General features: G+C 69.1%; 17 protein-coding genes. 13 read left to right on the forward strand and 4 right to left on the reverse strand.

All coding sequences use genetic code 11. From position 1 onward, the window contains the following. The first annotated feature begins 124 nt into the window (after positions 1 to 124). The 6 genes from RG19_RS14080 (at position 125) to RG19_RS14105 (ending at position 11,295) form a co-directional block, all read left to right on the forward strand. Positions 125 to 2,752: a TonB-dependent receptor gene (locus tag RG19_RS14080; RefSeq protein WP_058835819.1), complete on the forward strand. Its 2,628-nt coding sequence runs from the start codon at positions 125 to 127 to the stop codon at positions 2,750 to 2,752. A gap of 483 nt (positions 2,753 to 3,235) precedes the next feature. After that, a complete protein-coding gene (locus tag RG19_RS14085; RefSeq protein WP_058835820.1) occupies positions 3,236 to 6,259 on the forward strand; it encodes a TonB-dependent receptor in 3,024 nt (1,007 codons plus the stop codon). 94 nt (positions 6,260 to 6,353) lie between these two features. Continuing rightward, entirely contained in the window at positions 6,354 to 7,055 is a 702-nt protein-coding gene (locus tag RG19_RS14090) for a SapC family protein (RefSeq protein WP_058835821.1), read from the forward strand. Next, entirely contained in the window at positions 7,039 to 8,058 is a 1,020-nt protein-coding gene (locus RG19_RS14095; protein ID WP_058835822.1) for a cupin-like domain-containing protein, read from the forward strand. The genes RG19_RS14090 and RG19_RS14095 overlap by 17 nt, the downstream gene beginning before the upstream one ends. Positions 8,059 to 8,063: 5 nt before the next feature. Beyond that, a complete protein-coding gene (locus RG19_RS14100) occupies positions 8,064 to 9,578 on the forward strand; it encodes a tryptophan halogenase family protein (protein WP_058835823.1) in 1,515 nt (504 codons plus the stop codon). Positions 9,579 to 9,726: 148 nt separating this feature from the next. Beyond that, on the forward strand, positions 9,727 to 11,295 hold the full coding sequence (locus tag RG19_RS14105; protein WP_058835824.1) for a sodium/sugar symporter: 1,569 nt from the start codon (positions 9,727 to 9,729) through the stop codon (positions 11,293 to 11,295). Positions 11,296 to 11,314: 19 nt separating this feature from the next. On the opposite strand, the gene RG19_RS14110 is transcribed toward RG19_RS14105, so the two are convergent. Then, positions 11,315 to 12,322, reverse strand: a complete 1,008-nt coding sequence (locus tag RG19_RS14110; protein WP_058835825.1) for a LacI family DNA-binding transcriptional regulator — start codon at positions 12,320 to 12,322, stop codon at positions 11,315 to 11,317. A gap of 217 nt (positions 12,323 to 12,539) precedes the next feature. Here RG19_RS14110 and RG19_RS14115 point away from each other — a divergent pair, with 217 nt between their 5' ends. Beyond that, positions 12,540 to 15,152, forward strand: a complete 2,613-nt coding sequence (locus RG19_RS14115) for a glycoside hydrolase family 3 protein (RefSeq protein ID WP_058835826.1) — start codon at positions 12,540 to 12,542, stop codon at positions 15,150 to 15,152. Positions 15,153 to 15,552: 400 nt separating this feature from the next. Here RG19_RS14115 and RG19_RS17700 read toward each other — a convergent pair whose 3' ends face one another. Further along, positions 15,553 to 15,792 carry a hypothetical protein gene (locus RG19_RS17700; RefSeq protein WP_157515281.1) on the reverse strand — a complete coding sequence of 80 codons (240 nt, stop codon included), beginning with the start codon at positions 15,790 to 15,792 and terminating at the stop codon, positions 15,553 to 15,555. A 168-nt stretch (positions 15,793 to 15,960) separates the two neighbouring features. Here RG19_RS17700 and RG19_RS14125 point away from each other — a divergent pair, with 168 nt between their 5' ends. Further along, complete coding sequence (locus RG19_RS14125; RefSeq protein ID WP_058835828.1) at positions 15,961 to 16,650, forward strand: glutathione binding-like protein; 690 nt, start codon at positions 15,961 to 15,963, stop codon at positions 16,648 to 16,650. A 252-nt stretch (positions 16,651 to 16,902) separates the two neighbouring features. Beyond that, a complete protein-coding gene (locus RG19_RS14130) occupies positions 16,903 to 19,155 on the forward strand; it encodes a S9 family peptidase (RefSeq protein WP_058835829.1) in 2,253 nt (750 codons plus the stop codon). A gap of 66 nt (positions 19,156 to 19,221) precedes the next feature. Here RG19_RS14130 and RG19_RS14135 read toward each other — a convergent pair whose 3' ends face one another. Together RG19_RS14135 and RG19_RS14140 are read right to left on the reverse strand one after the other, a co-directional pair. After that, positions 19,222 to 19,842 (reverse strand): hypothetical protein, encoded by a 621-nt coding sequence (locus RG19_RS14135; RefSeq protein WP_058835830.1) that lies wholly within the window; start codon positions 19,840 to 19,842, stop codon positions 19,222 to 19,224. Positions 19,843 to 19,946: 104 nt separating this feature from the next. After that, positions 19,947 to 20,636, reverse strand: a complete 690-nt coding sequence (locus tag RG19_RS14140; protein ID WP_058835831.1) for a YdcF family protein — start codon at positions 20,634 to 20,636, stop codon at positions 19,947 to 19,949. 164 nt (positions 20,637 to 20,800) lie between these two features. Between RG19_RS14140 and RG19_RS14145 the strand changes: the two genes are divergently transcribed. The 4 genes from RG19_RS14145 to RG19_RS14160 are packed head-to-tail and all read left to right on the forward strand — an operon-like array spanning position 20,801 to position 25,338. Then, positions 20,801 to 22,015, forward strand: coding sequence for a beta-ketoacyl-[acyl-carrier-protein] synthase family protein (locus tag RG19_RS14145; RefSeq protein WP_058835832.1), 1,215 nt, complete (start codon positions 20,801 to 20,803; stop codon positions 22,013 to 22,015). A gap of 34 nt (positions 22,016 to 22,049) precedes the next feature. Further along, positions 22,050 to 22,844 carry a beta-ketoacyl synthase chain length factor gene (locus RG19_RS14150; RefSeq protein ID WP_058835833.1) on the forward strand — a complete coding sequence of 265 codons (795 nt, stop codon included), beginning with the start codon at positions 22,050 to 22,052 and terminating at the stop codon, positions 22,842 to 22,844. Next, positions 22,837 to 23,655: a glycosyltransferase family 2 protein gene (locus RG19_RS14155; protein ID WP_058835834.1), complete on the forward strand. Its 819-nt coding sequence runs from the start codon at positions 22,837 to 22,839 to the stop codon at positions 23,653 to 23,655. Before RG19_RS14150 ends, RG19_RS14155 begins: the two co-directional genes overlap by 8 nt. 3 nt (positions 23,656 to 23,658) lie before the next feature. Continuing rightward, positions 23,659 to 25,338 carry an NAD(P)/FAD-dependent oxidoreductase gene (locus RG19_RS14160; protein ID WP_058835835.1) on the forward strand — a complete coding sequence of 560 codons (1,680 nt, stop codon included), beginning with the start codon at positions 23,659 to 23,661 and terminating at the stop codon, positions 25,336 to 25,338. The last annotated feature ends 106 nt before the right edge of the window (positions 25,339 to 25,444 follow it).

Here is a 25,444-nt window from a genome sequence, read left to right on the forward strand (position 1 = left end):
TCGCTTTTGGAGGGTCCACCCGCTGCGACGCAGCTTGACAGCGCTGTCAGCGGCTGTTTAATCACGCCCTCCCGCCGGCATTCGATCGGCGGCGACGCACGACCAAACACCCTGGGGAGGGAACATGAACACACCACGTCATCGGCTTCCGCCGTTGCGACTGGCGCTCACGCCGCTGGCCCTGTCCGTCATGGCGTTCACCGCCGCGGCGCAGGAAGCCCCCGAGCGCCGCGACGACGCCACCACCCTCGACGCGGTGATCGTCACCGTCGAACGGCGGGAACAGGACCTGCAGAAATACGCCGGCACCGCCCAGGCGATCTCCGCCGAGGACACCCGCGCGCTCGGCATCAACAACGAGCTGCGCAACATCCAGGCCGTGGTCCCCGGCCTGAGCATGGCCAACCAGGAAGGCAACCTGGAGATCTTCATCCGCGGCGTGGGCTCGGCCAACAACACCGAACTCGGCGATCCCGGTGCCGCGCCGCACATCAACGGCGCCTACATCGCCCGCCCGCGCGGCCTGGGCGGCATGTTCTACGACATCGAGCGCGTGGAGATCAACAAGGGCCCGCAGGGCACGTTGCGCGGGCGCAACGCATTGGCCGGCTCGCTCAACATCGTGACCAAGCGGCCGGATCTCGAGGCCTTCGGCGGCTACGCCCAGATCGAGGCCGGCAACCGCGACCACCGCGCCGGCGAGTTCGCGCTGAATTTCCCGCTCGGCGGCTGGGCCGCGCTGCGGCTGGCCGGCTACGCGGTGGAGAAGGACAGTTCGTTCCGCAACGCCGGCGCCGACCAGACCCTGGACCCGGCCGGCATCCAGGACGAAAAGGGCGGACGCATCTCCTTCCTGTACGAGCCCGACGACCGGCTGAGCGTGTTCGCCATGGCCGACGTGGGCAAGGAAGGCGGCACCGGCTATCCCGGCGCCAACATCTTCACCGCGGCCGAGGCGGGCTTCTCGCCCGACGACCTCGACCTGCGCGACGTGGTCTACCGCGGGCCGCAGGGCGAGCTCGACAGCACCAACTGGGGCGCGCTGGCCAACATCTCCTACGATTTCGGCGCCGTGGTGGCCGAGTACAACACCAGCTACCGCGACGTGGACTACCGGCAGACCAACGCCGCCAGCGAAGGCATCCTGTGGCCGGGCCGCGACGTCAGCCCGCGCGGGCCGGGCAACCCCGACGGAATCGACTACGACAATTTCTCCACCCAGTACTGGCTGACGCTGTCGCAATCGAGCACCCACGAACTGCGCCTGTCCTCCTCGGGCGAGGGACGCTTCCACTGGACCGGCGGCGCGTTCCACTTCAACGAAGACCAGCAGGTCGGCTACCTGTCGCTGGCCGACAAGGGCACCTGGTTCTCCGGCACCGAGTTCACCATGCCCAAGGTCAACGGCCGCTCCACCGCGCTGTTCGCCGACGGCACCTTCGACCTCAACGACCGCACCCGCCTCAAGGCCGGCATCCGCCGCACGCGCGAGGCCAAGTCCCGTTACGGCATCGGCGGCAACTGGGCGCTCGGCCTGCCCGGCCAGGGCGGCGACTTCGCCACACGGCTGGGCACCGAAGGCTTCGTACCGGCCTTCATGAAGCGTCCCAACTTCGACGTGACCGGCCTCACCTCGCAAGCCGACATGGCGCGATTCCTGCTGGAGGGCATCCTGCAGCACGGCGCCCGCGACACCATCGCCGACCAGATCGGCGCGGTGCCCGGCGGCGGCGACTTCGGTTGCGTCGACCGCCCCGACATCGGCGGCGACACCATCGATTGCCCCTACCAGTCCTGGGTGCAGGTCAACTCGATTCCCTCGCAGCAGTTCGGCGAGAGCCGGTTCCAGTTCACCGACTGGCGCACCGGCATCGAGTTCGACCGCACCGACGACCACATGCTCTACGCCACCGTGTCCACCGGCCACAAGGCAGGCGGTTTCAACGACACCTTCGACGTCAACGTGATCCCGGAGACGTTCGAGCCGGAGTCGATCACCGCCTGGGAGATCGGCAGCAAGCTCAGCCACCGCTGGTTCGGGCGGCCCGGCACCTTCAATCTCAGCGCGTTCTATTACGACTACGACGACCAGGTGTTCCAGGACCTGGCGGTGATCTCGCTCAACCCCGACGGCGAGCCGGCGGGTTACTCGCTGGTCAACCGCAACATCGGCCGCTCGACGATCTACGGCGTCGAGGCCGAGAGCGTGACCCGGTTCGGCGCCGGCTTCATGCTGCACCTCAACGCCTTGGTGCTCGACAGCGAGATCAAGGAAGGCACGGTCGGTGATGTGCGCAGCCAGAACTACGACGCCGGCGGCGTGACCTCGCTGATCGACCTGTCCGGCAACGAGCTGCCGTTGACCTCGCGTTTCACCGGCAACGTACGCCTGCAGCACACCAGCGAACTGCCCTTCGGCACCCTCGACTGGCAGCTGCTGGCCTCGTACCGGTCGGCGTTCTACCTGACTCAGTTCAACGACCGCGACGTGGTCTACGTCGACCAGGCCGGCGATTTCGTCCGCCAGGAGGATGCGGCCACCGCCGGCTTCCCCGACCGCCAGCGCGGCGAGGTGACGCTCAACGCGGGCATCGGCATCACCTCGCTCGACGGGCGCTGGCGCTACGAGCTCTACGGCAGCAACCTGCTCGACAACGACGTGTCGCAGAAGGCGCTGGTGGGCTCGCGGCTCAACATCCGCTTCCTCAACGATGCACGCAGTTACGGGGCGCGACTGCGCTACCAGTTCTGACCGGGCAGCCCGGCCGCGTCTTCCCGACCGGCCGGGCCCGCCACACGGACCGCGAGGCGGCGCGTCTCCGCACCCGGCATGTCGATGCGGTGCGATCTGCGGGTCCGACGCAGGCGTCTCTCGATGCTCGAGGCTCTCGCACGGACGGTGTCGGTGGGAAGGGTGACGCAGCGGTGCGGCGGTCCGGAGACGCGCCTCGCGCGCCCTGAACATCGGGCTGGCGGAGTGCGCACCTCCGCTCCACCACGAGGCGGATGTCCAGACCGCCGTTCGGGGCGCTGGCGAGCGCGACGAGGACGCCGAACGGCGCGCGGGCGCTGCTGCGACGCAGCACGGAATTCATGAAAACTTCATTAAAACAGTGACTTTGCGTCGGCCCTGTCCAGCCAATTTGACAACGCTGTCATGTTGCCCTGGAATCTGCCGCGCACGGCCGGATGGCCCAACCAGAAAACCCGAGCTTTTCCCTGGGGAGGGACTTACATGACGTACCACGTACCACGTCGGCGGCTGCTCGCCTCCGCCCTGCTGATCGCACTCGCCCAGCCGGCCCTCGCCCAGGACACCCAGGGCAGCGATCCCGCCGTGCGCACCGGTGCCTCCGAGCCCGAGACCCTCGACACCGTCGTGGTGACCGGCATCCGCGGCAGCCTCACCTCGTCGATGAACCTCAAGCGCGACTCGCGCGGCATCGTCGACGGTATCGTGGCCGAGGACATCGGCAAGTTCCCCGACACCAACCTGGCCGAATCGCTGCAGCGCATCTCCGGCGTCTCGATCGACCGCACCGCCAGCGGCGAAGGCTCGCGCATCACCGTGCGCGGCGTCGGCCCGGACTTCAACCTGGTGCTTCTGAACGGCCGCCAGATGCCGGCGGCCAATCTCGGCCCGGGCGGCGGCGGTATTTCCAACTCGCGCGCGTTCGATTTCGCCAACCTCGCTTCCGAGTCGGTCTCGGAGATCGAGGTGTTCAAGACCAGCCGCGCCGAAACCCCCACCGGCGGCATCGGCGCGACCGTCAACATCAAGACCGCGCGCCCGTTCGACAACCCGGGCCCGCAGGCGACGATCGGCCTGAAGGGTGTACACGACACCTCGGTCGACAACCTGCCCGACGCGTACTCGGGCGACTCCTGGACGCCGGAGGTCTCCGGCCTGTTCAGCAATACCTACGCTGACGGCCGTTTCGGCATTGCGTTGAGCGGCAGCTACCAGGACCGCGACTCGGGCTTCAGCCAGGCTTCGGTTGGCGAGGGCTGGGCACAGTTTCGTGGTGACACCGATTCGAACACCAGCCTGCCGCTGCCTGGGCAGCCCGGCTACGACCGCATCACCAATCGCCCAGGGCCCGACACCATCTACGGCCGCCCGCAGAACACCGGTTACAGCGTCAATGGTGTGCAGCGCCAGCGCACCAACGGGCAGCTGGCCCTGCAGTGGGCGCCGACCGACAACGTGACCACCACGCTGGATTACACCTACGCCGAGAACAAGGTGCAGCAGCAGCGCAACGAGCTGTCGGTGTGGTTCAACTACGGCCCCGGCGACAGTTCTTGGACCGATGGACCGATCGCCGGCCCCATCGAGTATTCTGAGGATGTCGCGCTCGATGCCAATGGCAATCCGGTCTACGGCGACATCGCCATGGGCGGCGCGAAGCTGGCGACCAAGAGCGAACTGAAATCGGTCGGCTTCAACGTGGAGTGGGAAGTCAACGACGCGCTGTCGATGGCGTTCGATTACCACAATTCGCGTGCAGAGTCGCAGCCCGACAGCCCCTATGGCTCGGCCGGCGTGCTCGGGACCGCGGTTTTTCAGCGTGGCCGCACTAGCGTGGACTACAGCGGCGACCTGCCGATTCTCACCATCGAGCTGCCACCGGGCGTCGACTCGATCGACCCCTCCCAGGCCGTGGTCACCGGTTCGGTCTTCCAGAACAGTTACAACCGCTCGGAGGTCGAACAGTTCCAGGCCAGCGGCCGGTTCCAATTTGAGAACTACTCCAGCCTCGACTTCGGTATCTCGACCGCCGAAGTCAACAACCGTAGTGCCGCGGCCGTCATGCAGCGCGACACCTGGGGCGGCCTGGGCAGCCCAGGCGATTACGACGACGACATCTTTTATTCCGACAACATGGGGCGCTACTTCGACGCCTTCCGTGGCCACAACGATCCACGCTTCACCGACCAGTTCCTGATGTTCGACTTCGAGCGTCTGCGGCAGCGTGCGGCGGAAATCGCGGGCAATGACGGGTTCTATCGCGCGCCGACCGATTTCACCGACGACCTGCGGACTCGCGAACGGACCAACTCGGCCTTCGTGCAGTGGAACAACCAGTTCGACTGGGGCCTGCCCGTGAACGTATCGGTCGGCGTCCGTTACGAGGAGACCGACGTCCGGTCTTCTGCGCTCGTGCGTGAAGCTACCGGTATTTCTTGGAATTCGGTCAACGAACTCAACGTCCTTTACGCCGACGAGCAGGTCTTCGGCACAGACGGTGGCCGCTACGATCACTTCTTGCCCGCACTCGACGTCAGCGTCGAGGTCCGCGACGACATGGTGCTGCGCGGCAGCTACAGCCAGACCATCGGCCGGCCCGGCTGGAACCAGATCCGCGGCGGACTGGGTCTCGCCGACATCGTCCGTGTCGACGGCGGCGACGGCTCGCAAGGCAATCCCGCGCTGCAGCCGCTGAAGTCGGACAACTTCGACCTGTCGTTCGAGTGGTACTACGGCGATGCGAGCTACGTCTCGCTCGGCTACTTCCGCAAGAACATCCGCAACTTCATCAGCGACACCATCGTCCGTGACACGCCCTACAACCTCAATACGCCGGTAGGCGGCACATACTGGAACAATGCGATCTCGTCCGGCACGTGCACGGCCTCGCAGGTTGAGTGCATCCGCGATTACATCTTCGTCAACCACGCCGACGATCCGGGCGTATTCTACGAAGGCCTCAACAGTGCCGGCCAGCGCACCGGCCGCATCATCGGCCTGCCGGATGACCCGATTGCCGGTTTCGACATCGTCACCCCGGCCAATCAGCGCTCGGACTCGCTCGACGGTTGGGAGTTCAACGTCCAGCACATGTTCGGCGAGAGCGGATTTGGCGTGTATGCCAACTACACCATGGTGGACTCGGGGCTGACCTTCAACGACTTCGACCTGGGCGACCAGTACCCGATGATCGGCCTGAGCGACTCCGCGAACCTGGTGCTGTTCTACGACAAGTACGACTGGCAGGTGCGTGCGGCGTACAACTGGCGCGACGAGTTCCTGTCGGGCATCGGCGGCCAGGGCCCGAATCCGAACTACAACGAGTCGTACGGCCAGCTGGACCTCAGCGTGAGCTATCAGGTCAACCCGCGGCTGTCGCTGCTGGCGGAGGCAATCAACCTGACCGACGAGACCCAGCGCGTCCACGCACGCCACACCAACCAGCTGCGCTTCGCCACCCAGACCGGCCCGCGCTACATGGTCGGGCTGCGCTACAACTTCTTCTGATCCGCCGGCCAGGCCGGACCGGTGCGCGCACCGATCCGGCCCTGCCCTCCACGGACGCGACCGGCCACGCCGGTCGGCACCGGCGAGGCGACGCATGCCCCAGGGCGTACCGCTCAACAACATCGACCATCGGGATCTCCGGATCGACACCACGCGCTCGGCCGCCCTCGGCGACGCGACGATGTCGACACCGACGTTTCCCGGCGAATTCCGTCATCTGCAGGCCTGTTACCCCATCGTCTTTCGACGTATTGCGGACGGCGGTTTCCAGCCGTTGGCGCTGTTCGGCCTGCGCGAAGGCGACAACCTGTTCCTCGACGCGAACGGTTGGCAGGCGCCCTACATTCCTATGGCGATCGAGCGCCAGCCGTTCCTGATCGGCCGCTCGGAGGAATCGCTGACCCTGCACGTCGACATCGACAGTCCCCGCGCAGGCACGAACGGCGAGGCGCTGTTTCTCGAGCATGGCGGTTCGACCGACTACCTCGAACGCACGCGCTCCCTGCTGCTCGCCCTGTACGACGGCCTGCAGGCCACGCCGGCCTTCGTGGCCGCGCTGACCGCACACGACCTGCTGGAACCGTTCGTGCTCGACGTGACGCTCGACGACGGCAGCCAGGGCCGCCTGTCAGGATTCCACAGCATCGCCGAAGACCGCCTGCGCGCACTCGACGGCGACGCGGTGGCGGGGCTGCATGCGGCCGGCCACCTGGAGCCGATCTACATGGCGGTCGCGTCGGTCTCGCGCTTCCGCGACCTCATCGACCGGATGAACCGTCGTGTGGCCGCAGGCTGAGCCGATTCCGGAGCGGCAGGGCCTCGATCCCGCCGCGCTGCCCGACGCCGTACTGGCCTCGCCCGAGCCGGTGGTGCTGCGTGGATTGACGGCTGGCTGGCCGCTGGTGCAGGCCGCGCGGACCTCGGATACGGCCGCCGTCGCTTACCTGGAGCGCTTCGTCCGTCCGCAGGCGCCGCCGGTCGCAGCGACGGTGGGGCCTCCTGAAATCGCCGGTCGCTTCGGCTACGACGCCGCGATGACCGGCTTCAACTTCCGCCGCGAGCAGGTGCCGCTGCCGGTGGTGTTGAAGACCTTGCTCAAGTACGCCCCGGATCCCGCACCGCCGGCGATCTACGTCGCCTCCACCACGCTCGATACCTGGCTGCCCGGCCTGCGCGACGAGAACGCGATGCCACTGGGCGAGCGCGATCCGCTGGCGAGCATCTGGATCGGCAACCGCACACGCGTGGCCGCGCACCAGGACCTGCCGGACAACCTCGCCTGCGTGGCCGCGGGTCGCCGACGGGTCACGCTGTTTCCGCCGGAGCAACTGGCGAACCTCTACATCGGCCCGCTCGATCTCACCCCCGCTGGCCAGCCGATCAGCCTGGTCGATTTCGCCGCGCCCGACCTGGAGCGCTTCCCGCGCTTCGCCGAGGCGATGCGGCATGCGCGCACGGCCGTGCTCGAACCCGGCGACGCGGTGCTGATCCCCAGCCTGTGGTGGCACCACATGGAAGCGCTGGCATCGTTCAACGTGCTGATCAACTACTGGTGGCGGCGCAGTCCGGCCTGGATGGATTCGCCGATGAACACGCTGATGCTGGCGCTGGCCAGCATCCGCGACCTGCCGGCGCACGAGCGCGCGCACTGGCAGGAGGTGTTTCGCCATTACGTGTTCGAGCCCGGCCCGGACACCGCCGACCACATTCCAGAAGCCGCGCGTGGCGTGCTCGGCCCCCTCGACGACGACCGCGCGCGCGCCCTGCGCGCGCGCCTGCTGCAGCGCCTGAACCGGTGACCGCCATGCCCACGAAGCCCCAGGACGTCCCCGTCGCCCCGAAAGCAATTCGCCGCGTGGTGGTCGCCGGCGGCGGCACCGCCGGCTGGATGGCCGCGGCGGCGCTGTCGCGCACGCTCGGCAAGCACGTCGAGGTGACCTTGGTCGAGTCCGAGGAGATCGGCACGATCGGCGTCGGCGAGGCGACGATCCCGCCGCTGCTGCGCTACCACCAGTTGCTCAAGATCGGCGAGCCGGAGTTCATGGCGGCCACCCAGGCCACGATCAAGCTCGGCATCAACTTCGAAGGCTGGCGCGTTCCCGACGAGGCCTACTTCCACTCGTTCGGCACCACCGGCCAGGACCACTGGTCGGCCGGCTTCCAGCACTTCTGGCGCAAGGGCCTCGATCGCGGGCTGGCCAAGGACTACGCCGCCTACAACGTCGAGACCCGCGCGGCGGGCGAACACCGCTTCGCCCACCTCCCGCGCAACGGCATCAACTACGCGTATCACCTCGACGCCGGCCTGTATGCGCGCTTCCTGCGCACCCTGAGCGAAGCGCACGGCACCCGTCGCGTGGAAGGGAAGATCGTCGATGTGCGGCTGGATCCCGAACACGGCGACATCGTCTCGCTCCAGCTCGACGGTGGCCGCGAGATCGAAGGCGACCTGTTCATCGACTGCACCGGCTTCCGCGCCCTGCTCATCGGCAAGGCCTTGCGCGTGGGCTTCGAGGACTGGTCGCACTGGCTGTTCAACGACAGCGCGTTCGCCGTGCAGACGCCGTCGATCGGTCCGCCGGTGCCCTACACCCGGGCGATGGCCGGCGAGGCGGGCTGGCAGTGGCGCATTCCGCTGCAGCACCGTGTCGGCAACGGCATCGTGTTCTCGAGCGCGTACACCGACGACGACAGCGCCCGCCAGGCGCTGCTCGACAATCTCGAGGCTGACCCGGCGACGACGCCTCGGCTGATCCGCTTCCGACCGGGGCGGCGGCTCAAGTGCTGGCACCGCAACTGCGTGGCGCTTGGACTCGCGGCGAGCTTCATCGAGCCGCTGGAATCCACCACGATCCACCTGATGCAGCGCGGCATCATCCGCCTGATCCAGTCGTTCCCGCAGACACTGCAGCAGTCCGACATCGACGAGTACAACCGGCAGTGCGCGGAGGAGATCCGCCACATCCGCGATTTCGTGGTGCTGCACTTCCACGTCACCGACCGCCGCGACACGCCCTACTGGCGCGCCTGCGCGGACATGGAAGTGCCGGAATCGCTGCGCCACCGCATCGAGCTGTTCCGCACCACCGGCCGCGTGTTCCACATGCCCGGCGAACTGTTCGCGGAGAACTCCTGGATCCAGGTGATGCTCGGCCAGGGCATCCTGCCGCAGAGCCATCACCCCATCGCCGACCTGATGGATGACGGCGAGCTCGCGCACTTTCTCGACACCCTGCGGGCCGAGGTGGACCGCACCGTCGGCCAGCTGCCCGCCCACGTGGACTACCTGCAGCGTTATTGCCCGGCCAAGGCGCCGTGAGCATGGCCGTCCGGACGCGGCATGACGCGACCGACCGGACCGCCGCACGGTCGCGGTCCGGGCAGGCGCGCGCATCGCGCCTTCAGGCGCCTGCCGCCCGCGGGTCTTCTCCCCATCTTTCCCCTATCCGCACACCTGGAGCCGCGTAGTGACGCTTTCGCCGATCGACACCGCCATCGTGCTGGCCTATCTGGTCGGCATCTTCATCCTCGCCCAGTGGGTCTCGCGCGAGAAAGCCGGCCACGTCAAGGACGCGAAGGATTACTTCCTCGCCAGCCGGATGCTGCCGTGGTGGGCGATCGGCGCCTCGCTGATCTCGGCCAACATCTCCGCCGAGCAGATCATCGGCATGTCGGGGTCGGGCTACGCGCTGGGCCTGGCGATCGCCTCCTACGAATGGATGGCGGCGATCACCCTGCTGGTGGTGGCCAAGTGGTTCCTGCCGATCTTCCTGCGCAACGGCATCTACACCATGCCGCAGTTCCTGGAGCAGCGCTTCGGTCCGCGCATCCGCACACTGATGGCGGTGTTCTGGGTGGCGCTGTACGTGTTCGTGAACCTCACTTCGGTGCTGTGGCTGGGCTCGCTCGCCATCGCCTACGTCACCGGTATGGAGCAGATGACGGCCATGGTGTGCCTGGCCGGCTTCGCGCTGGCGTACACGATCTACGGTGGCCTGAAAGCCGTGGCGTTGACCGATATCGTGCAGGTCGCCCTGCTGGTGGTCGGCGGCCTGTTCCTGGTGTGGCTGGCGCTCAACCGCGTGTCCGACGGTGCCGGCGTGTTCGCGGGGCTCGAGATCGTGCGCGAGCAGGCGCCCGGCCACTTCCACATGATCCTGTCGCCCGACAATCCGTTCTACCGCGACCTGCCGGGTCTGGGCGTGTTGCTGGGCGGCCTGTGGGTGATGCATTTCAGCTACTGGGGGTTCAACCAGTACATCATCCAGCGCGCGCTGGCGGCCAAGAACGTGGGCGAGGCGCAGAAGGGCCTGCTGTTCGCGGCCGGCCTGAAGCTGCTGATGCCGGTGATCGTGGTGCTGCCGGGCCTGGCCGCGGTGGTGCTGGCGCCCGGCCTGCCGCGCCCCGACGCCGCGTATCCGACGATGATGTCGCTGTTGCCGGCCGGCATCCTCGGCATCGTGTTCGCCGCACTGATCGCCGCGATCGTGTCGTCGCTGGCGTCGATGACCAATTCGATCTCGACCATCTTCACGCTCGACCTCTATGCGCGGATGACGCCCAACGAGCCCGATCAGAAGAAGATGGTGACCATCGGCCGCATCGTGGCGGTGGTCTCGATGATCGTCGCCGCACTCGCTGCGCGCCCTCTGCTGGGGAGCTTCGACCAGGCCTTCCAGTACATCCAGGACTACACCGGCTACTTCACCCCCGGCATCGTCGCGATCTTCGTGCTCGGCCTGTTCTGGAAGCGCGCCAACGAGGCCGGCGCGTTGGCGGCGGCAGGCGGCTCGTTCCTGCTGTCGGTGGGCGCGGCCTTCGTGATGCCGGACCTGCCCTTCATCCATCGCGTGGGCATCGTGTTCCTGCTGGCGGTCGCACTGGGCGTGGTGGTGTCGCTGCTGACCGCGCGCCCGGCGCCCGATCGCGACCAGATCCGCACGGACGATGTCGACTACCGCACCACCAGCGTGTTCAACGTCGGCTCGATCGGCGTGGTGATGGTGCTGGTGGCGCTGTACGCGATCTTCTGGTGATGCGCGGGCGCTCGACGGGTCAGGCCGAAGCCGGGCCCGTCGAGCGCCGCACCAGCACCGTGTAGGGCACCTCGACCATGCCGGCGCTGTCGCGGGCGCGGATCGCCTTGAGCAGTTCCGCACCGGCCAGCCGGCCCATCTCGCGGGTCGGCTGACGCACGGTGGTCAACGCGGGATAGATGTGACGCGCGATCGGCGTATCGTCGAAACCGCACACCGAGATGTCGCGCGGCACCTGCAGTCCGTGTTCGCAGATGGCGCAGATCGCACCGGCGGCCATGTCGTCGTTGGCGGCGAAGATCGCGGTGGGCGGCTGGCGCAGCTTCAGCAGTTTCTCCGTGGCGCGCATGCCGGAATCGTGGGAGAACTCGCCGTCCACGATCAGCGCCGGATCGACGCGGATGCCCGCATCCTTCAGGCCGTCGCGGTAGCCGGCCAGACGCCAGCCGGTGGCGCCGTGCGCGGCATGGCCCTTGATGTGCGCGATGCGGCGATGCCCCAGCGACACCAGGTGCGCGACCAGCTCGCGCACCGCGCTGCGCTCGTCGACGGTCACCCCGACGCGGCGGTGATCCTCGCGCGGCGAGATGCTCGCGTAGGGCACGTCGAGTTCGTCCAACCGGTCGAGCACCGCCTGATCGTCGGTGATCGGCGGGGTGAGGACCACGCCGTCCAGACGCGACTGCTCCACCAGCGCCTCCACCTTGCCGACGATGTCGCGCGCGTCGTAGAGCAGCGGCGCCAGCATCAGGTTGTAGTGATGCTGCTGGCAGGCGTCCAGCACTCCCAGCTCGACTTCCATCAGGTAATTGCTCGACGGGTTGTCGTAGAGCATCGCCACCAGATACGAACGTCGCCCGGCGAGCGTACGTGCCGACGGATGCGGCTTGTAACGCAGCCGCTCCACCGCGGCCTCCACGCGCGTGCGCGTGGCGTCGGCGACATTGGGTTCGCGGTTGAGCACACGCGAAACCGTCTTCATGGAGACGCCGGCCTCGGCGGCCACGTCCTCGATGCGTACGCGCATGCTGCGTTCCTCTACATCCCCCGGTGAGACCGGCCCTGCGAATCCGTGCCGGATTCTGCCAGACGCGCGTGCGCGACGCGTGCGGCACGACCGGGCCCGGGCTGCGTACACGATGCCGTACCGCAACATACGGTCACGGGCGTGTTGCGCTATTCTGCGCCGCTCATGACAACGCTGTCACGTGTCGCGTGACCGCAGACCGGAGGGGCCTTCCACGATGTCCAAACAACCCGATCCGACGCCGCGTCGGCGCATTCACCGCCTGCCCGCCCTGTGCGTGGCCGCGCTCGCATCCGCCATCGCGCTGGCCGGCTGCGGCAGCGATCGCGACGCACCCGCCGCCGGCACCGCAACGGGTTCCGGCGATGCGCAGGCGCAGACGCACAGCAGCACCGTCGATCCCGCGCAGTGGCCCGAGGTCACCTGGCCGTTCGACGACACCGCGCTCGACGCCCAGGTCGACGAACTGCTGGCGACGATGACCGTCGAGGAAAAAGTCGGTCAGATCATCCAGGGCGACATCGATTCGATCACCCCGGACGATGTGCGCAAGTATCGCCTCGGTTCGATCCTCGCCGGCGGCAACTCCGATCCCGGCGGCCGCTACGACGCCCCGCCCGCCGACTGGCTGGCGCTGTCGGACGCGTTCTGGGAAGCCTCGATGGACACCAGCGGCGGCGGCAAACCGATCCCGATCATCTGGGGCATCGACGCCATGCACGGCCAGAGCAACGTGGTCGGCGCGACGCTGTTCCCGCACAACGTGGGCCTGGGCGCGACGCGCAATGTCGAACTGATCCGCGAGATCGCCCGCATCACCGCCATCGAGACCCGCACCACCGGCATGGAGTGGACCTTCGCGCCGACCGTGGCGGTGCCGCGCGACGACCGCTGGGGCCGTGGCTACGAAGGCTATTCCGAAGATCCCGAGTTGGTGGCGAGCTTCGCAGGCGCCTTCGTCGAAGGCCTGCAGGGCAAGCCGGGTGACGACGACTTCCTCGGCGACACCCGGGTGATGAGTTCGGTCAAGCACTACGTCGGCGACGGCGGCACGGTCGGCGGCAAGGACCAGGGCGACACCAACATCAGCGAAGCCGAACTGCGCGACGTGCATGCGGCCGGTTATCCGCCCGCGATCGCGGCCGGCGCCCAGGGCGTCATGGCCTCGTTCAACAGCTTCAACGGCGAGAAGCTGCACGGCCACAAGGGCCTGCTGACCGATGTCCTCAAGGACCGCATGAACTTCGGCGGCCTGATCGTCGGTGACTGGAACGGCCACGGCCAGCTGCCCGGCTGCACCAACACCGATTGCGCGCTGACCTTCAATGCCGGTCTCGACATGGCGATGGCCCCCGACAGCTGGCGCGAGCTGTACGACTCGACGCTGGCTCACGTGCAGTCGGGCGAGATTCCGATGGAACGGCTGGACGACGCGGTGCGTCGCATCCTGCGGGTGAAGTTCCGCATGGGCCTGTTCGATGCGCCCAAGCCCTCCGAGCGCAGCCTGGGCGGCCGCTTCGAGCTGCTCGGCGCACCCGAGCATCGCGCCGTCGCCCGCCAGGCGGTGCGCGAGTCGTTGGTGCTGCTGAAGAACCAGGACGGCATCCTGCCGCTGGCCGCGAACCAGCGCGTGCTGGTGGCCGGCGACGGCGCCAACGACATGGGCAAGCAATCCGGCGGCTGGACGTTGAACTGGCAAGGCACCGGTACCACCCGGGCCGACTACCCGAACGCCGACACGATCTGGGAAGCCATCGAGGCCCAGGTCGGCGCGGCCGGCGGCCAGGCCGAGCTCGCCATCGACGGCGCGTACACCGACAAGCCCGACGTCGCCATCGTGGTGTTCGGCGAGGATCCGTACGCCGAGTTCCTCGGCGACCTGCCGAACCTGCTCTACAACCCCGGCAACGACCGCGACCTGGAGCTGATCCGGTCGCTCAAGGCCGACGGCATCCCGGTGGTCGCGGTGTTCATCAGCGGTCGCCCGCTGTGGATGAACCGCGAGATCAACGCCGCCGACGCTTTCGTGGCCGCCTGGCTGCCGGGTTCGGAAGGCCACGGCATCGCCGACGTGCTGCTCCGCGACGCGGGCGGCGAGGTGCAGCACGACTTCAAGGGCACGCTCAGCTTCTCGTGGCCGCGCCGCGCCGACCAGTACGACAACAATGTCGGCCAGGACGGTTACGACCCGCTGTTCGCCTTCGGCTTCGGCCTGACCTATGCCGACGACGGCAACCTGGATGCGCTGCCGGAGGATCCGGGCGTGAGCGCCGACGCGGGCCAGGGCGGTCCGTTCTTCGCCCGCGGTGTCCCGGGACCCGGTCTGCGCCTGGTGGTGACCGGTGCCGACGGCGAAGGTGCCGACGTGCTGCACGCCAATGTCGCCACGCCCGACGGCACGCTGACGCTCAGCGCGATCGACCACGAGACCCAGGAAGGCGCACGCCTGCTGACGTGGACCGGCGATGCACTGGCCGAGATCATGTCCGCGTCGGCGATGGACTTCAGCCGTGAAGCCAACGGCGACGCCGTGCTGATCGCCACCGCGCGCATCGACAGCCTGCCGTCCGATGGCGATGTCGGCCTGGTGGTGGGCTGCGGCGAGGGCTGCACCGGCGAGGTCGCGGTGGGCGAATGGCTCGCGACACTGCCGCCGGGCGAATGGACCCGCATCGGCGTGCCGCTGAAGTGCCTGCAGGCCGCCGGCGCCGACCTCGCCCGCCTGGACCGGCCGTTCGGCATCCGTGCCGGCGAGGGCATGGTGCTGGGGCTGGCCGATATCGAGGTCGGCACCGATGCCGACCACGTGCTGACCTGCCCGGCCGGCTGAGCACGCCGCAACCGTGAGACCTCGAGCCCCGGCGGTCATCCGCCGGGGCTTTTTTTTCTGGGACCTTCAGGTTGGCGAGAGGTCGTCGGCAGTGACGGCGGTCGTGAGACACCTCGCGTCGCTCCACAACACTGCGACCTGACGGGCCCCGCCGGGACCGGCAGCCTCCTCGCGCGAATGTCCCCCGGCAGCCGCATGCGCGGCTGCCTCCTCCCTGACTTCGCCGAGAAGGCCACCGGTCCCGACGGGGCTTCGGCTTGCGGACCGTACGCGCCGCAGCCACCCACACGTGCTGTCATTCGCGTTCCGAGGTCGCTCACGGTGGGGAGGAAAGGCCGGACCGCAGTTCAGGCCATCGATGTCGAGGCGCAGTCCGACGCTGCGGGGTATGCGGCGTCGGTCAGGCACGGAGGCCCGTCGTATCCATCCTCGACCCGGCCGGCTCACGCTCGTTCGGGACGCAAGCCGCGACCGACCCGATGACGGTCGTCCGCACGACCCGCAAGCCGACCCCGTCGTGGTCGGCAGGCCGTTGCGCGAAATCAAGGAGGAGGCCACCGGTGTACTCGCGGTTGCGGTTGCGGTTGCGGTTGCGGTTGCGGTTGCGGTTGCGGTTGCGGTTGCGGTTGCGGTTGCCCACAGCCTGGAGAACCACCTGCTTTCACGTACCCGCTCTCGACCTGGGATCACGCCGGACGACAGCACGGCCGAACACGCGCCAGCGTCGCCGCCACGCAACGCAGCGATGCACGGTTGCGCACGCACCCCACAGTAGACTCGGCGCTCCCCTGACGTGCGAGCCCATCCGATGATCGACCTCCATTACTGGCCCACCCCGAACGGCCACAAGATCACCCTGTTCCTGGAAGAGTCCGGCCTCGACTACACCCTGCACCCGGTCGACATCGGCAAGGGCGCGCAGTTCGAACCCGACTTCCTGGCGATCTCGCCGAACAACAAGATGCCGGCGATCGTCGATCGTGCGCCGTCCGACGACGGCGCGCCGCTGTCGGTGTTCGAGTCCGGTGCGATCCTGCAGTACCTCGCCGAGAAGACCGGCCGCTTCCTGCCGATCTCCCCGCGCGACCGCATCGCCACGCTGGAATGGCTCAACTGGCAGATGGCCGGGCTCGGCCCGATGACCGGCCAGTACGGCCACTTCAACGTGTACGCCCCGGAGAAGATCGACTACGCGATCACGCGCTACACGCAGGAGGTCGAGCGCCTGCTCGGCGTGCTCGACCGGCGTCTGGCCGGGCGCGACTTCATCGTCGGCAGCGATTACACCATCGCCGACATGGCCGCGTACCCATGGATCAACGTCTACGACAAGGCGCCCATCGATCTGGCGCCGTTCGCCGAAGTCCGTCGCTGGCACGCGGCCATCGCCGCACGCCCCGCCACCCAGCGGGCCTACGCACTCGTCAAACAGGTCAACCCGAACGCCGGCAAGCCGCTGTCCGAGGAGGAGAAGAAGCAACTGTTCGGCAAGCGCTGAACCTCGCACACCGGCAGCGGCTCACGCTTCCGGCGCTCGGCCGCCACCGAGGCCACTCCCGCGCCGCGTCCCCAGCCGCCCTTCGGACACCTTCTCCCGCTCGCGGGAGAAGGAAGGCGATAACGGCCGGTCCGCCGTCGTCCCAACCCGGGACGCCTGCTCCTGCCGGCGCGGAAGGGACGTCGGCCCCGGCATTTTTGGACGCGCCGCCGCGATGACCGATACTGGCCGCTTCGCTCCATCGGACTTCCCATGCGCACCCTGATCGCCGCGACCGTGCTGATGCTCGCTTCCGCCACGTCCACCGCCACCGACCGCCGCCTCACCCTGGAGGCGATCACCGGCGACGCTCCGCTGTCGGGACCGACGCTGATGCGGCCGCAGATCGCCCCCGACGGGTCGCGCGTGACCTTCCTGCGCGGCAAGGACGAGGACCGCAACCGGCTCGACCTGTGGGAGTACCACATCGACAGCGGCCAGACCCGGATGCTGGTCGATTCCAGCGATGTGTTGCCGGGCGAGGAAACCCTCAGCGACGCGGAAAAGGCGCGACGCGAGCGCCAGCGCATCGCCGGACTGTCCGGCATCGTCGACTACCAGTGGTCGCCGGATGCCGGCACCCTGCTGTTTCCGCTCGGCGGCGAACTGTATCTCTACGACCTGGCGCAGCCGGGCGCCGCCGCGGTGCGCCGGCTCACCGACGGCGGCGGCTTCGCCACCGACCCGCGCATGTCGCCCGAAGGCGGCTTCGTCAGCTTCGTGCGTGATCGCGACCTGTGGATCATCGACCTCGCCGACGGCCGCGAGATCCGGCTGACCACCGATGGCAGCGAGGCCATCGGCAACGGCGTGGCCGAGTTCGTCGCCGACGAGGAGATGGGCCGGCACACCGGCTACTGGTGGGCGCCGGACGATTCGGCGATCGCCTTCGCGCGCATCGACGAGTCGCCGGTGCCGATCCAGCGCCGGCCCGAGGTCTACGCCGACCGTACCGAGATCGTCGAGCAGCGCTATCCCGCCGCCGGCGATCCGAACGTGCTGATCTCGCTTCACGTGGTGCCGGTCGCCTCCGGCACCGGCGCGATGACGACGATCGAACGCCGCGACATCGATCTCGGCGCGAATCCGGACATCTACCTCGCCCGGGTGCAATGGCGCGACCCGCAACGGCTGACCTTCCAGCGCCAGTCGCGCGACCAGCACACGCTCGAACTGGTCGAAGCCGATCTCGCCTCCGGCGCGCAGCGTACCCTGCTCACCGAGACCTCGGACACCTGGGTGCCGCTGCACGACAACCTGCACTTCCTGCGCGACGGGCGCTTCGTGTGGGGGTCGGAGCGCAGCGGCTTCGAGCATCTCTACGTCGCCTCCGCCGACGGCACGCAGCTGCAGCCGCTCACCTCGGGCGACTGGGTGGTCGATGGCCTGCTGGCCGTGGACGAGGATCGGGGCCTGGTCTACTTCGCCGGCACCCGCGACGGCGCCACCCAGCGACACGTGTACGCGGTTCCGCTGTCCGGCGGCGAGATCACCCGCCTGAGTCGCGAATCCGGCATGCACAACGCCAGTTTCGCGCGCAATGCCAGCGTCTGGGTCGACAACTGGTCCAACACCACCACGCCGCCGCGGATCGACCTGCTGCACGCCGACGGCCGCCCCATCGCGACCCTTGTCGAGAACGATCTCGCACAGGCCGACCACGCCTATGCACCGTTCCGCGCGGCGCACCTGCCCACGGAGTTCGGCACCCTGCCCGCCGCCGACGGCACCACGCCGTTGCACTACAGCCTGATCCGCCCGCCCGGCTTCGATCCGGCCAGGCGTTATCCGGTGGTCGTGTTCGTGTACGGCGGGCCCGCCGCGCAGACCGTCCTCGACAGCTGGCCCGGTCGCGCGGATGCCTTCTACAACCAGTACCTGGCCCAGCAGGGCTACGTGGTGTTCTCGCTCGACAACCGCGGCACGCCGCGGCGCGGACAGGCGTTCGGCGGCTCGTTGTACCGCCGGCAGGGCACCGTCGAGATCGACGACCAGGTCGCCGGTGTCGAGTGGCTGCGCGCGCAGCCCTGGGTCGACGGCGCGCGTATCGGCGTGCACGGCTGGTCCAACGGCGGTTACATGGCGTTGATGATGCTGGCCAAGGCGCCCGACACCTACGCCTGCGGCGTGGCCGGCGCACCGGTGACCGACTGGGCGCTGTACGACACCCATTACACCGAGCGCTACATGCACCTGCCCGCCGACAACGTCGACGGTTATCGCGAGGCCAGCGTGTTCACCCACGCCGCCGGCATCCGCTCCGATGCGCTGCTGCTGATCCACGGCATGGCCGACGACAACGTGCTGTTCACCAACGCGACCCAGTTGATGAGCACGCTGCAACAGGCCGGCACCCGCTTCGACCTGATGACCTACCCGGGCGCCAAGCACGGCCTGCGCGGCCTCGATGCACTGCATCGCTACCGGCAGAGCGAGCGCTTCTTCCAGCGCTGCCTCGGCGGCTGATCACGCCGAGCGCGGGTCCGGGCGCGCCGATGCCGGGGAGCCACCCGGCACGGCGCGCGACGGCGATCAGATCTCGTTGTTGATCTCGTCCGCGCGCTGCTGCGCCAGTTCGCGCACGCGCTCGGCGGCCTCCGGACGACCCTGGTTCTCCAGCCGCTGCGCGATGGCCTCGCCGGACTCGACCGCCGAGTCGGCGAAGTCGGCGCGGCTGTTGCCGCTGGCGTAGTCGATGCCGGCATTGATTTCCTCGATGGCCGCAGCATCGAATCGCCCGTTCGCGCTGGTGACCGCCTGGTTGTAGTGCCCCTGATCGGAGCCGCTGACACCCGGCTCGCCCGCGGCGACACGATCGCTGTGATCCTGCGCGGCCTGCTCCGCCTGGTCCACGTCCTGCAACGCCTGATCGGTGGCTTGCGACTCCTCCGTCACCTGCGACTTCGGTACGAACACGATCTCGCCGGGATAGATCAGGTCGGGATTGCGATCGGCGTACTGCGGGTTGTAGGCCAGCAGCTGCTCCAGACTTTCATAGCCCGAATCCCGGGCGATCTGGGTGAGGTTCTGCCCGGGCAGCACTTCGTGGGGCTCGGTGCCGGGCGGCGCCTGCGTGGTGCCGGCGTGGAGTTCGTCCAGCGTCACCAGCGATGCATCCGGGAACTGTGGACCGGAATAGTTGACTTCGCTCATCGGTTCCGTTCGCAGGGGATGAACGCACAGCGTCCTGCCTCCTCTCATCGGCCACCAGATGGGGCGCGCCCTAGTGGGCCGCATTCAGCACGCATGCGATGCACTCACCGCATGCGTTGCAACATCCGTCGATGCCCGATCAGGCGCGCCCAGCGTGCGCCGATGTCCATCCAGCACACATAGCCGGCCTCGGTGGCGACACGCCACAGCGCCGCCGGCCGCCAGCGCCAGGCGGGCTCGGCCGCGCACAGGTCGGCCTCCAGGCCGAGCTGGCGTGCGAGCAGCGCACAGCGCGCGAGGTGGTAGCGGCTGCTGAGCAGGGTCACCCGCTCCACGTGCGCCAGTTCGAGGGCGAGCATGTCGCGCGCGTTGCGCAGGTTCTGCAGGGTGTCGCGCGACTGCGCCTCCAGCCACAACGGCGCGTCGACGGCCAACCCTCGCGCCAGCAACGCGGCCCGCGCCAGTTCGGCCTCCGGCACGCCGCCCGCCGGCCCGCCGCCCAGCAGCAACAGCGCGCGCGGCGGGCGCGTCCTCCAGACCGCCAACGCACGCTCGATACGCGCTTCGAAGTCCGCATCCAGGCGGCCGTCGGGCGCATGCTTGCCGAACACCAGCAGGCACTCCCCCTGTCCGGGTCCGCACGGGGTCTGCCGCGCCACCCGCAGCACGTGCGCGAAGTACCCCACGTACACCAGACCCAGGCTCAGCATGCACACCGCGGCCACCACCATCGTGGCGTGCAGCACGTCGCGGTCGGCGAACAGGCGCAGGCGGCGGGCGAGACGGTCGGGCATGCGATGGGCGGCTGGCAGGGCCATCGGGGGCCGGCGCGCCAGGTACAGGGGCGGCCCCGGATTATGCGGCACCCGTCCGCGCCCGCGATGGGCGCGTCAACGGGATCCTTGCAGGCGCCTCCGTATACTCCGGCTCTCTCTCCACCCCGGGTCGCGCCGCACCGATGCCGCTGTCTCCCATTCCGGCGCTCGCCATCCGCGCCTACACCGCGACCACCGCGCTCGGGCGCGGCGTCCACGCCCAGGCCGATGCGCTCGCGAACGGCCGGAGCGGTCTGCGCCGCAACGACTTCGGCACCCGCCCGCTCGAGACCTGGATCGGGCGCGTCGCCGGCCTGGAGGACGCGCCGTTGCCGGAGACTCTGGGCAACTGGGAGTCGCGCAACCACCGGCTGGCCTGGCTCGCCCTGCACCAGGACGGCGTCCCCGCCGCGATCGAGGCCGTGCGCGGCCGCTACGGCGGCGACCGCGTGGCGATCGTGCTCGGCACCTCGACGTCCAGCATCGGCGCGACCGAGGAGGCCTACGCACGCAGCGTCGACGGCCGCCCGCCCGCCGACCTCGCGCGCACCGACGTCCATCACGTGCACGCGCTGGGTGCGTTCGTGCAGGCCGCCACCGGGCTGACCGGGCCTTGCATCACCGTCGCCACGGCGTGCTCGTCGAGCGCCAAGGTCTTCGCCCAGGCCGCGCGGCTGATCGCCGCCGGCGTGGTCGATGCCGCCCTGGTCGGCGGTGTGGACACCCTGTGCGGCAGCGTGCTGTTCGGCTTCAACTCGCTGGCGCTGGTGTCGGCGCAACCGGCACGCCCGCTCGATGCCGATCGCGACGGCCTGTCGCTCGGCGAGGCGGGCGGATTCGCGGTGCTCGAACGCGACGACGACGCCACCCGTCCCGGCCTGCGCCTGCACGGCTACGGTGAATCCAGCGACGCCCACCACATGTCGGCGCCGCACCCGGAGGGTCTGGGTGCGCGTCTGGCGATGACCGATGCGCTCACCCGCGCCGGTCTCGAGGCCGGACGGATCGGCTATCTCAACCTGCACGGCACGGCGACCCCGGCCAACGACCGGGTCGAGGCCGAGGCGGTCGCCAACCTGTTTCCCGGGGACACCCTGCACGCCGGCTCGACCAAGGGCTGGACCGGCCACACGCTCGGCGCGGCCGGCATCGTCGAATCGGTGTTCGCGCTCATCGCGCTGGAGACCGGCCTGCTGCCGGGCACGCTCAACAGCCGCACGCCGGACGCGGCCTGCGGACCGCAGATCCGCTTCGAGACCGCCCGACGCGGCATCGACTACGCCATGAACAATTCGTTCGGCTTCGGTGGCAACAATTGCTCGCTGGTGTTCGGACGCAGCGGAGGAACGCACGCTTGACCGCATGTCCCATCATCGCGAAAGGACGCGTGCGATGACGCGCCTGTCGGCCCGCATCGCGGGTGTCGGCTTCTGGGCCTCCGGGCTGCCGGGCTGGGCTGCCGCCCAGGCGGCGGCCGAGGGTGCGCCCGCCGTGTCCGACGCCCCGAAACGCCCGGCCCCGTCGCTGCTGGCGGCCAACGAACGCCGTCGCGCGCCCGAGAGCGTGGTGGTGGCGATCGAGGTCGCACAGGCGGCCTGTCGCGCCGCCGACCGCGATCCGGCCACGTTGCCGTCGATCTTCGTATCCACCTGCGGCGACTTCGCGATCACCGATGCGATGTGCACCACGCTCGCGAACGATCCGCTCGACGTGTCGCCCACCCGCTTTCACAACTCGGTCCACAATGCCGCTGCGGGCTACTGGACCATCGGGACCGGCTGCACGCGGACCACCACCGCGCTGGCGGCCGGGCCGGGCAGCTTCGCGCAGGGCCTGCTGGAGGCGCTCGTGCAACTCGCCACCGGCGACGACGATGCGGTGCTGCTGGTCGCCTACGACACGGCCGCGGTCGGCGTGCTCGCGCATCTGGCGCCGAGCAGTGGCCTGCTCGGTGGCGGACTCGTCCTCGTGCGCGACGACGCGCCGGGCGGCGGGCCGTCCCTGTCGGCGGTATTCGACAGCGGCGTTGCCGATGCGGGCGACGGCCCGCTGGCGCGGCGCCTGCACGGCAACGCCATGGCCGGCATGCTGCCGCTGTTCGATGCGCTGGCCCGACGCGCCGACGGCGCGCTGGCTCTCGACGCCGGCGCGGGTCGTCGGCTGCGGCTGGAGGTGCGCCATGACTGAACGTCTGCATCGCGACAATGTCGCCGTGGTGATTCCCGCGCTGAACGAGGCCCTGCGCATCCGGGACGTGGTCGTGGCGGCGCTCGCCGAGTGCGATCGCGTCATCGTCGTCGACGACGGCTCGGACGACGGCACCGCAGGCCTGATCGCCGACCTGCCCTGCACGGTAGTGCGCCACTCGCGGCGCATGGGCAAGGGCGCCAGCCTGCGCGACGGTTTCGCCGAGGCGCTGCGCCACGGCGCGCGCGCGGTGCTCACCATGGACGGCGACGGCCAGCACGCGGCGGCCGACATCCCACGCCTGATCGCCAGCGCCAACCGGCATCCCGGCGCGATCATCATCGGCGCGCGCTTGCGCAAGCGCGACTGCCAGCCCTGGTACCGCCGCCTGGGCAACGATTTCGGCGACTGGGGCATCGCGTGGGCCTGCGGCTACCGCCTGATCGACTCGCAGAGCGGCCAGCGCCTGTATCCGGCGGCCGTCTGCGCGTTGCCGGATGTCCCCGGCGAGGGCTTCGTGTTCGAAGCGCAGATGCTGATCTCGGCCGCGCGCGAACTCGGTGCGCATGCGGTGTCGCTGCCGGTGGAAACCCGCTACGCGACCGCCGACATCCCGCTGCGCAAGAGTCACTTCAGGCTGTGGCGGGACCTGTACAGGATCACCTCGCACGTCGTCGTACAGGTCGTCACGCACGGCCGTCTCGTCGAACGCTACCGCGCCAGACGCGCCCATCCGCCATTGATCGACGACAGCGATGCGCCCCTGCAACCGGCCACGCTGCAGCCCGGGCACCCGCCTGGAACCGGCTGACCCATGCACACCACAACCGCACATCCCACCGATCCCATCGCACCCGATCGCGCCACCGACGTGCTGGTGCTCGGCGGCGGCCTGGCCGGCCTGTCCCTGGCCCTGCAACTGCGTCGACAGGACCCGGGGCTGCAGATCACGGTCGTCGAGCGGCGCGCGCACCCGGTGCGCGAGGCGGCGCACAAGGTCGGCGAGTCTACCGTCGAGATCGGCGCGCATTACTTCGCCGAGACACTCGGCCTGCGCGACCACCTGGAGCACGAGCAGATCCGCAAGTTCGGCTTCCGCTTCTTCTTCTCCGACGGCCGCCGCGACATCGATCGCTGCACCGAGGTCGGGGTGAGCCGGGCCATGCCCACGCCGTCCTGGCAGATCGACCGCGGCCGTTTCGAAAATGCGCTCGCCGAGCGCGCGCAGGCGGCGGAGGTGACGTTCCTCGACGGCGCCGTGGTCCGCGCGATCGCGCTGGGCACCGGGGACGCGCGTCATCGCGTCGAGATCGATCACGCGGGGATGCGGCAGACGATCGACGCCGGCTGGGTCGTCGATGCCAGCGGACGCGCCGGCCTGCTCAAGCGCAAGCTCGGCCTGGCACGGGCCAATGCGCACACCGCGAACGCCGTGTGGTGGCGGGTGGACGGCCTGGTCGATCCGAATACCTGGTCGGACGACGCCGATTGGCATGCGCGCTGCGAACCGCCCGAGCGCTGGCGGTCCACCAACCACCTGTGCGGCGAGGGATACTGGGTCTGGTTGATCCCGCTGGCCTCGGGTGCCCATTCGATCGGCATCGTCTGCGATGCGGCGCTGCATCCGCTCGACACGATGAACACCCACGCCAAGGCCATGGACTGGTTGCGTCGGCACCAGCCGCGACTCGCCACGGCGTTGGAAGACCCGCGCCACGCGCTGCAGGATTTCCTGTTCCTGCGCGACTTCTCCTACGACTGCCGGCAAGTGCTCTCCGCCGACCGTTGGGCGATCGTCGGCGAAGCGGGCATGTTCCTGGATCCGTTCTACTCGCCGGGCAGCGATTTCATCGCGATCGCCAACACGTTCCTGTGCGATCTGATCGCGCGCGACCGCAGCGGCCGCATGTTCGGGCCGTATGCCGGCCTCTACGAACAGGCCTACCGGCTGTTCTACGAGAACACCCTCGCCCTCTACCAGGACCAGTACACGCTGTTCGGCGACGAGCAGGTCATGCCGATCAAAGTGGTGTGGGACTACACCTACTACTGGTCGTTGCTCGCCCCCTTGTTCTTCGCCGGCAAGTTGACCGACGTGGCGATGCTGGGGCGCCTGCGGCCGTTGTTCGACGCCGCCAGCGCGCTGAACCTGGCGATGCAACCGATGCTGCGCGACTGGGGCCGCCGCAACGCGGGGGGCACGCCCGGACCGGGTCGCCTGCTCGACCAGTTCCGGATCGACTGGTTCTGCGCCCTCAACGGCGGCTTGTGCGACAGCCTGGACGACGAAGCCTTCTTCGCCCGCCTGGCCGACAACGTGCGGCGCATGCATGCGCTGGCGGCGGAAATCGCGGCGCAAGCACGGCACACGCATCCGGAGATCGAGACGACTGCGCTGGACGCACTGGCGTCGGCCGACGACTCGCCCGGATCCCCCCCGTTGCTGGATCCGGTCTGGTACGCCCCATCCCCCGCGGCACCAAGATCCGCCTGAGCGCGGGGCGCCGCGAACACGGCGCGGTCCGCGTATCGATCCACCCCCTCGGCGACGCGCCGCCCGACCGCACGGGAGCGCACGCGGAGCGCGCGGGACGCCCGCC

Source organism: Luteimonas abyssi (genome assembly GCF_001482195.1).
In the GTDB taxonomy this organism is placed as follows: Bacteria; Pseudomonadota; Gammaproteobacteria; order Xanthomonadales; family Xanthomonadaceae; genus Luteimonas; species Luteimonas abyssi.

Coding starts and splice junctions, on each gene's coding strand:
- RG19_RS14140 (WP_058835831.1), bottom strand. CDS start 20,636: ATGCCCGACCGTCTCGCCCGCCGCCTGCGCCTGTTCGCCGACCGCGAC.
- RG19_RS14085 (WP_058835820.1), top strand. CDS start 3,236: ATGACGTACCACGTACCACGTCGGCGGCTGCTCGCCTCCGCCCTGCTG.
- RG19_RS14125 (WP_058835828.1), top strand. CDS start 15,961: ATGATCGACCTCCATTACTGGCCCACCCCGAACGGCCACAAGATCACC.
- RG19_RS14115 (WP_058835826.1), top strand. CDS start 12,540: ATGTCCAAACAACCCGATCCGACGCCGCGTCGGCGCATTCACCGCCTG.
- RG19_RS14150 (WP_058835833.1), top strand. CDS start 22,050: ATGACGCGCCTGTCGGCCCGCATCGCGGGTGTCGGCTTCTGGGCCTCC.
- RG19_RS14160 (WP_058835835.1), top strand. CDS start 23,659: ATGCACACCACAACCGCACATCCCACCGATCCCATCGCACCCGATCGC.
- RG19_RS14130 (WP_058835829.1), top strand. CDS start 16,903: ATGCGCACCCTGATCGCCGCGACCGTGCTGATGCTCGCTTCCGCCACG.
- RG19_RS14110 (WP_058835825.1), bottom strand. CDS start 12,322: ATGCGCGTACGCATCGAGGACGTGGCCGCCGAGGCCGGCGTCTCCATG.
- RG19_RS14135 (WP_058835830.1), bottom strand. CDS start 19,842: ATGAGCGAAGTCAACTATTCCGGTCCACAGTTCCCGGATGCATCGCTG.
- RG19_RS14145 (WP_058835832.1), top strand. CDS start 20,801: ATGCCGCTGTCTCCCATTCCGGCGCTCGCCATCCGCGCCTACACCGCG.
- RG19_RS14080 (WP_058835819.1), top strand. CDS start 125: ATGAACACACCACGTCATCGGCTTCCGCCGTTGCGACTGGCGCTCACG.
- RG19_RS14090 (WP_058835821.1), top strand. CDS start 6,354: ATGCCCCAGGGCGTACCGCTCAACAACATCGACCATCGGGATCTCCGG.
- RG19_RS14155 (WP_058835834.1), top strand. CDS start 22,837: ATGACTGAACGTCTGCATCGCGACAATGTCGCCGTGGTGATTCCCGCG.
- RG19_RS14100 (WP_058835823.1), top strand. CDS start 8,064: ATGCCCACGAAGCCCCAGGACGTCCCCGTCGCCCCGAAAGCAATTCGC.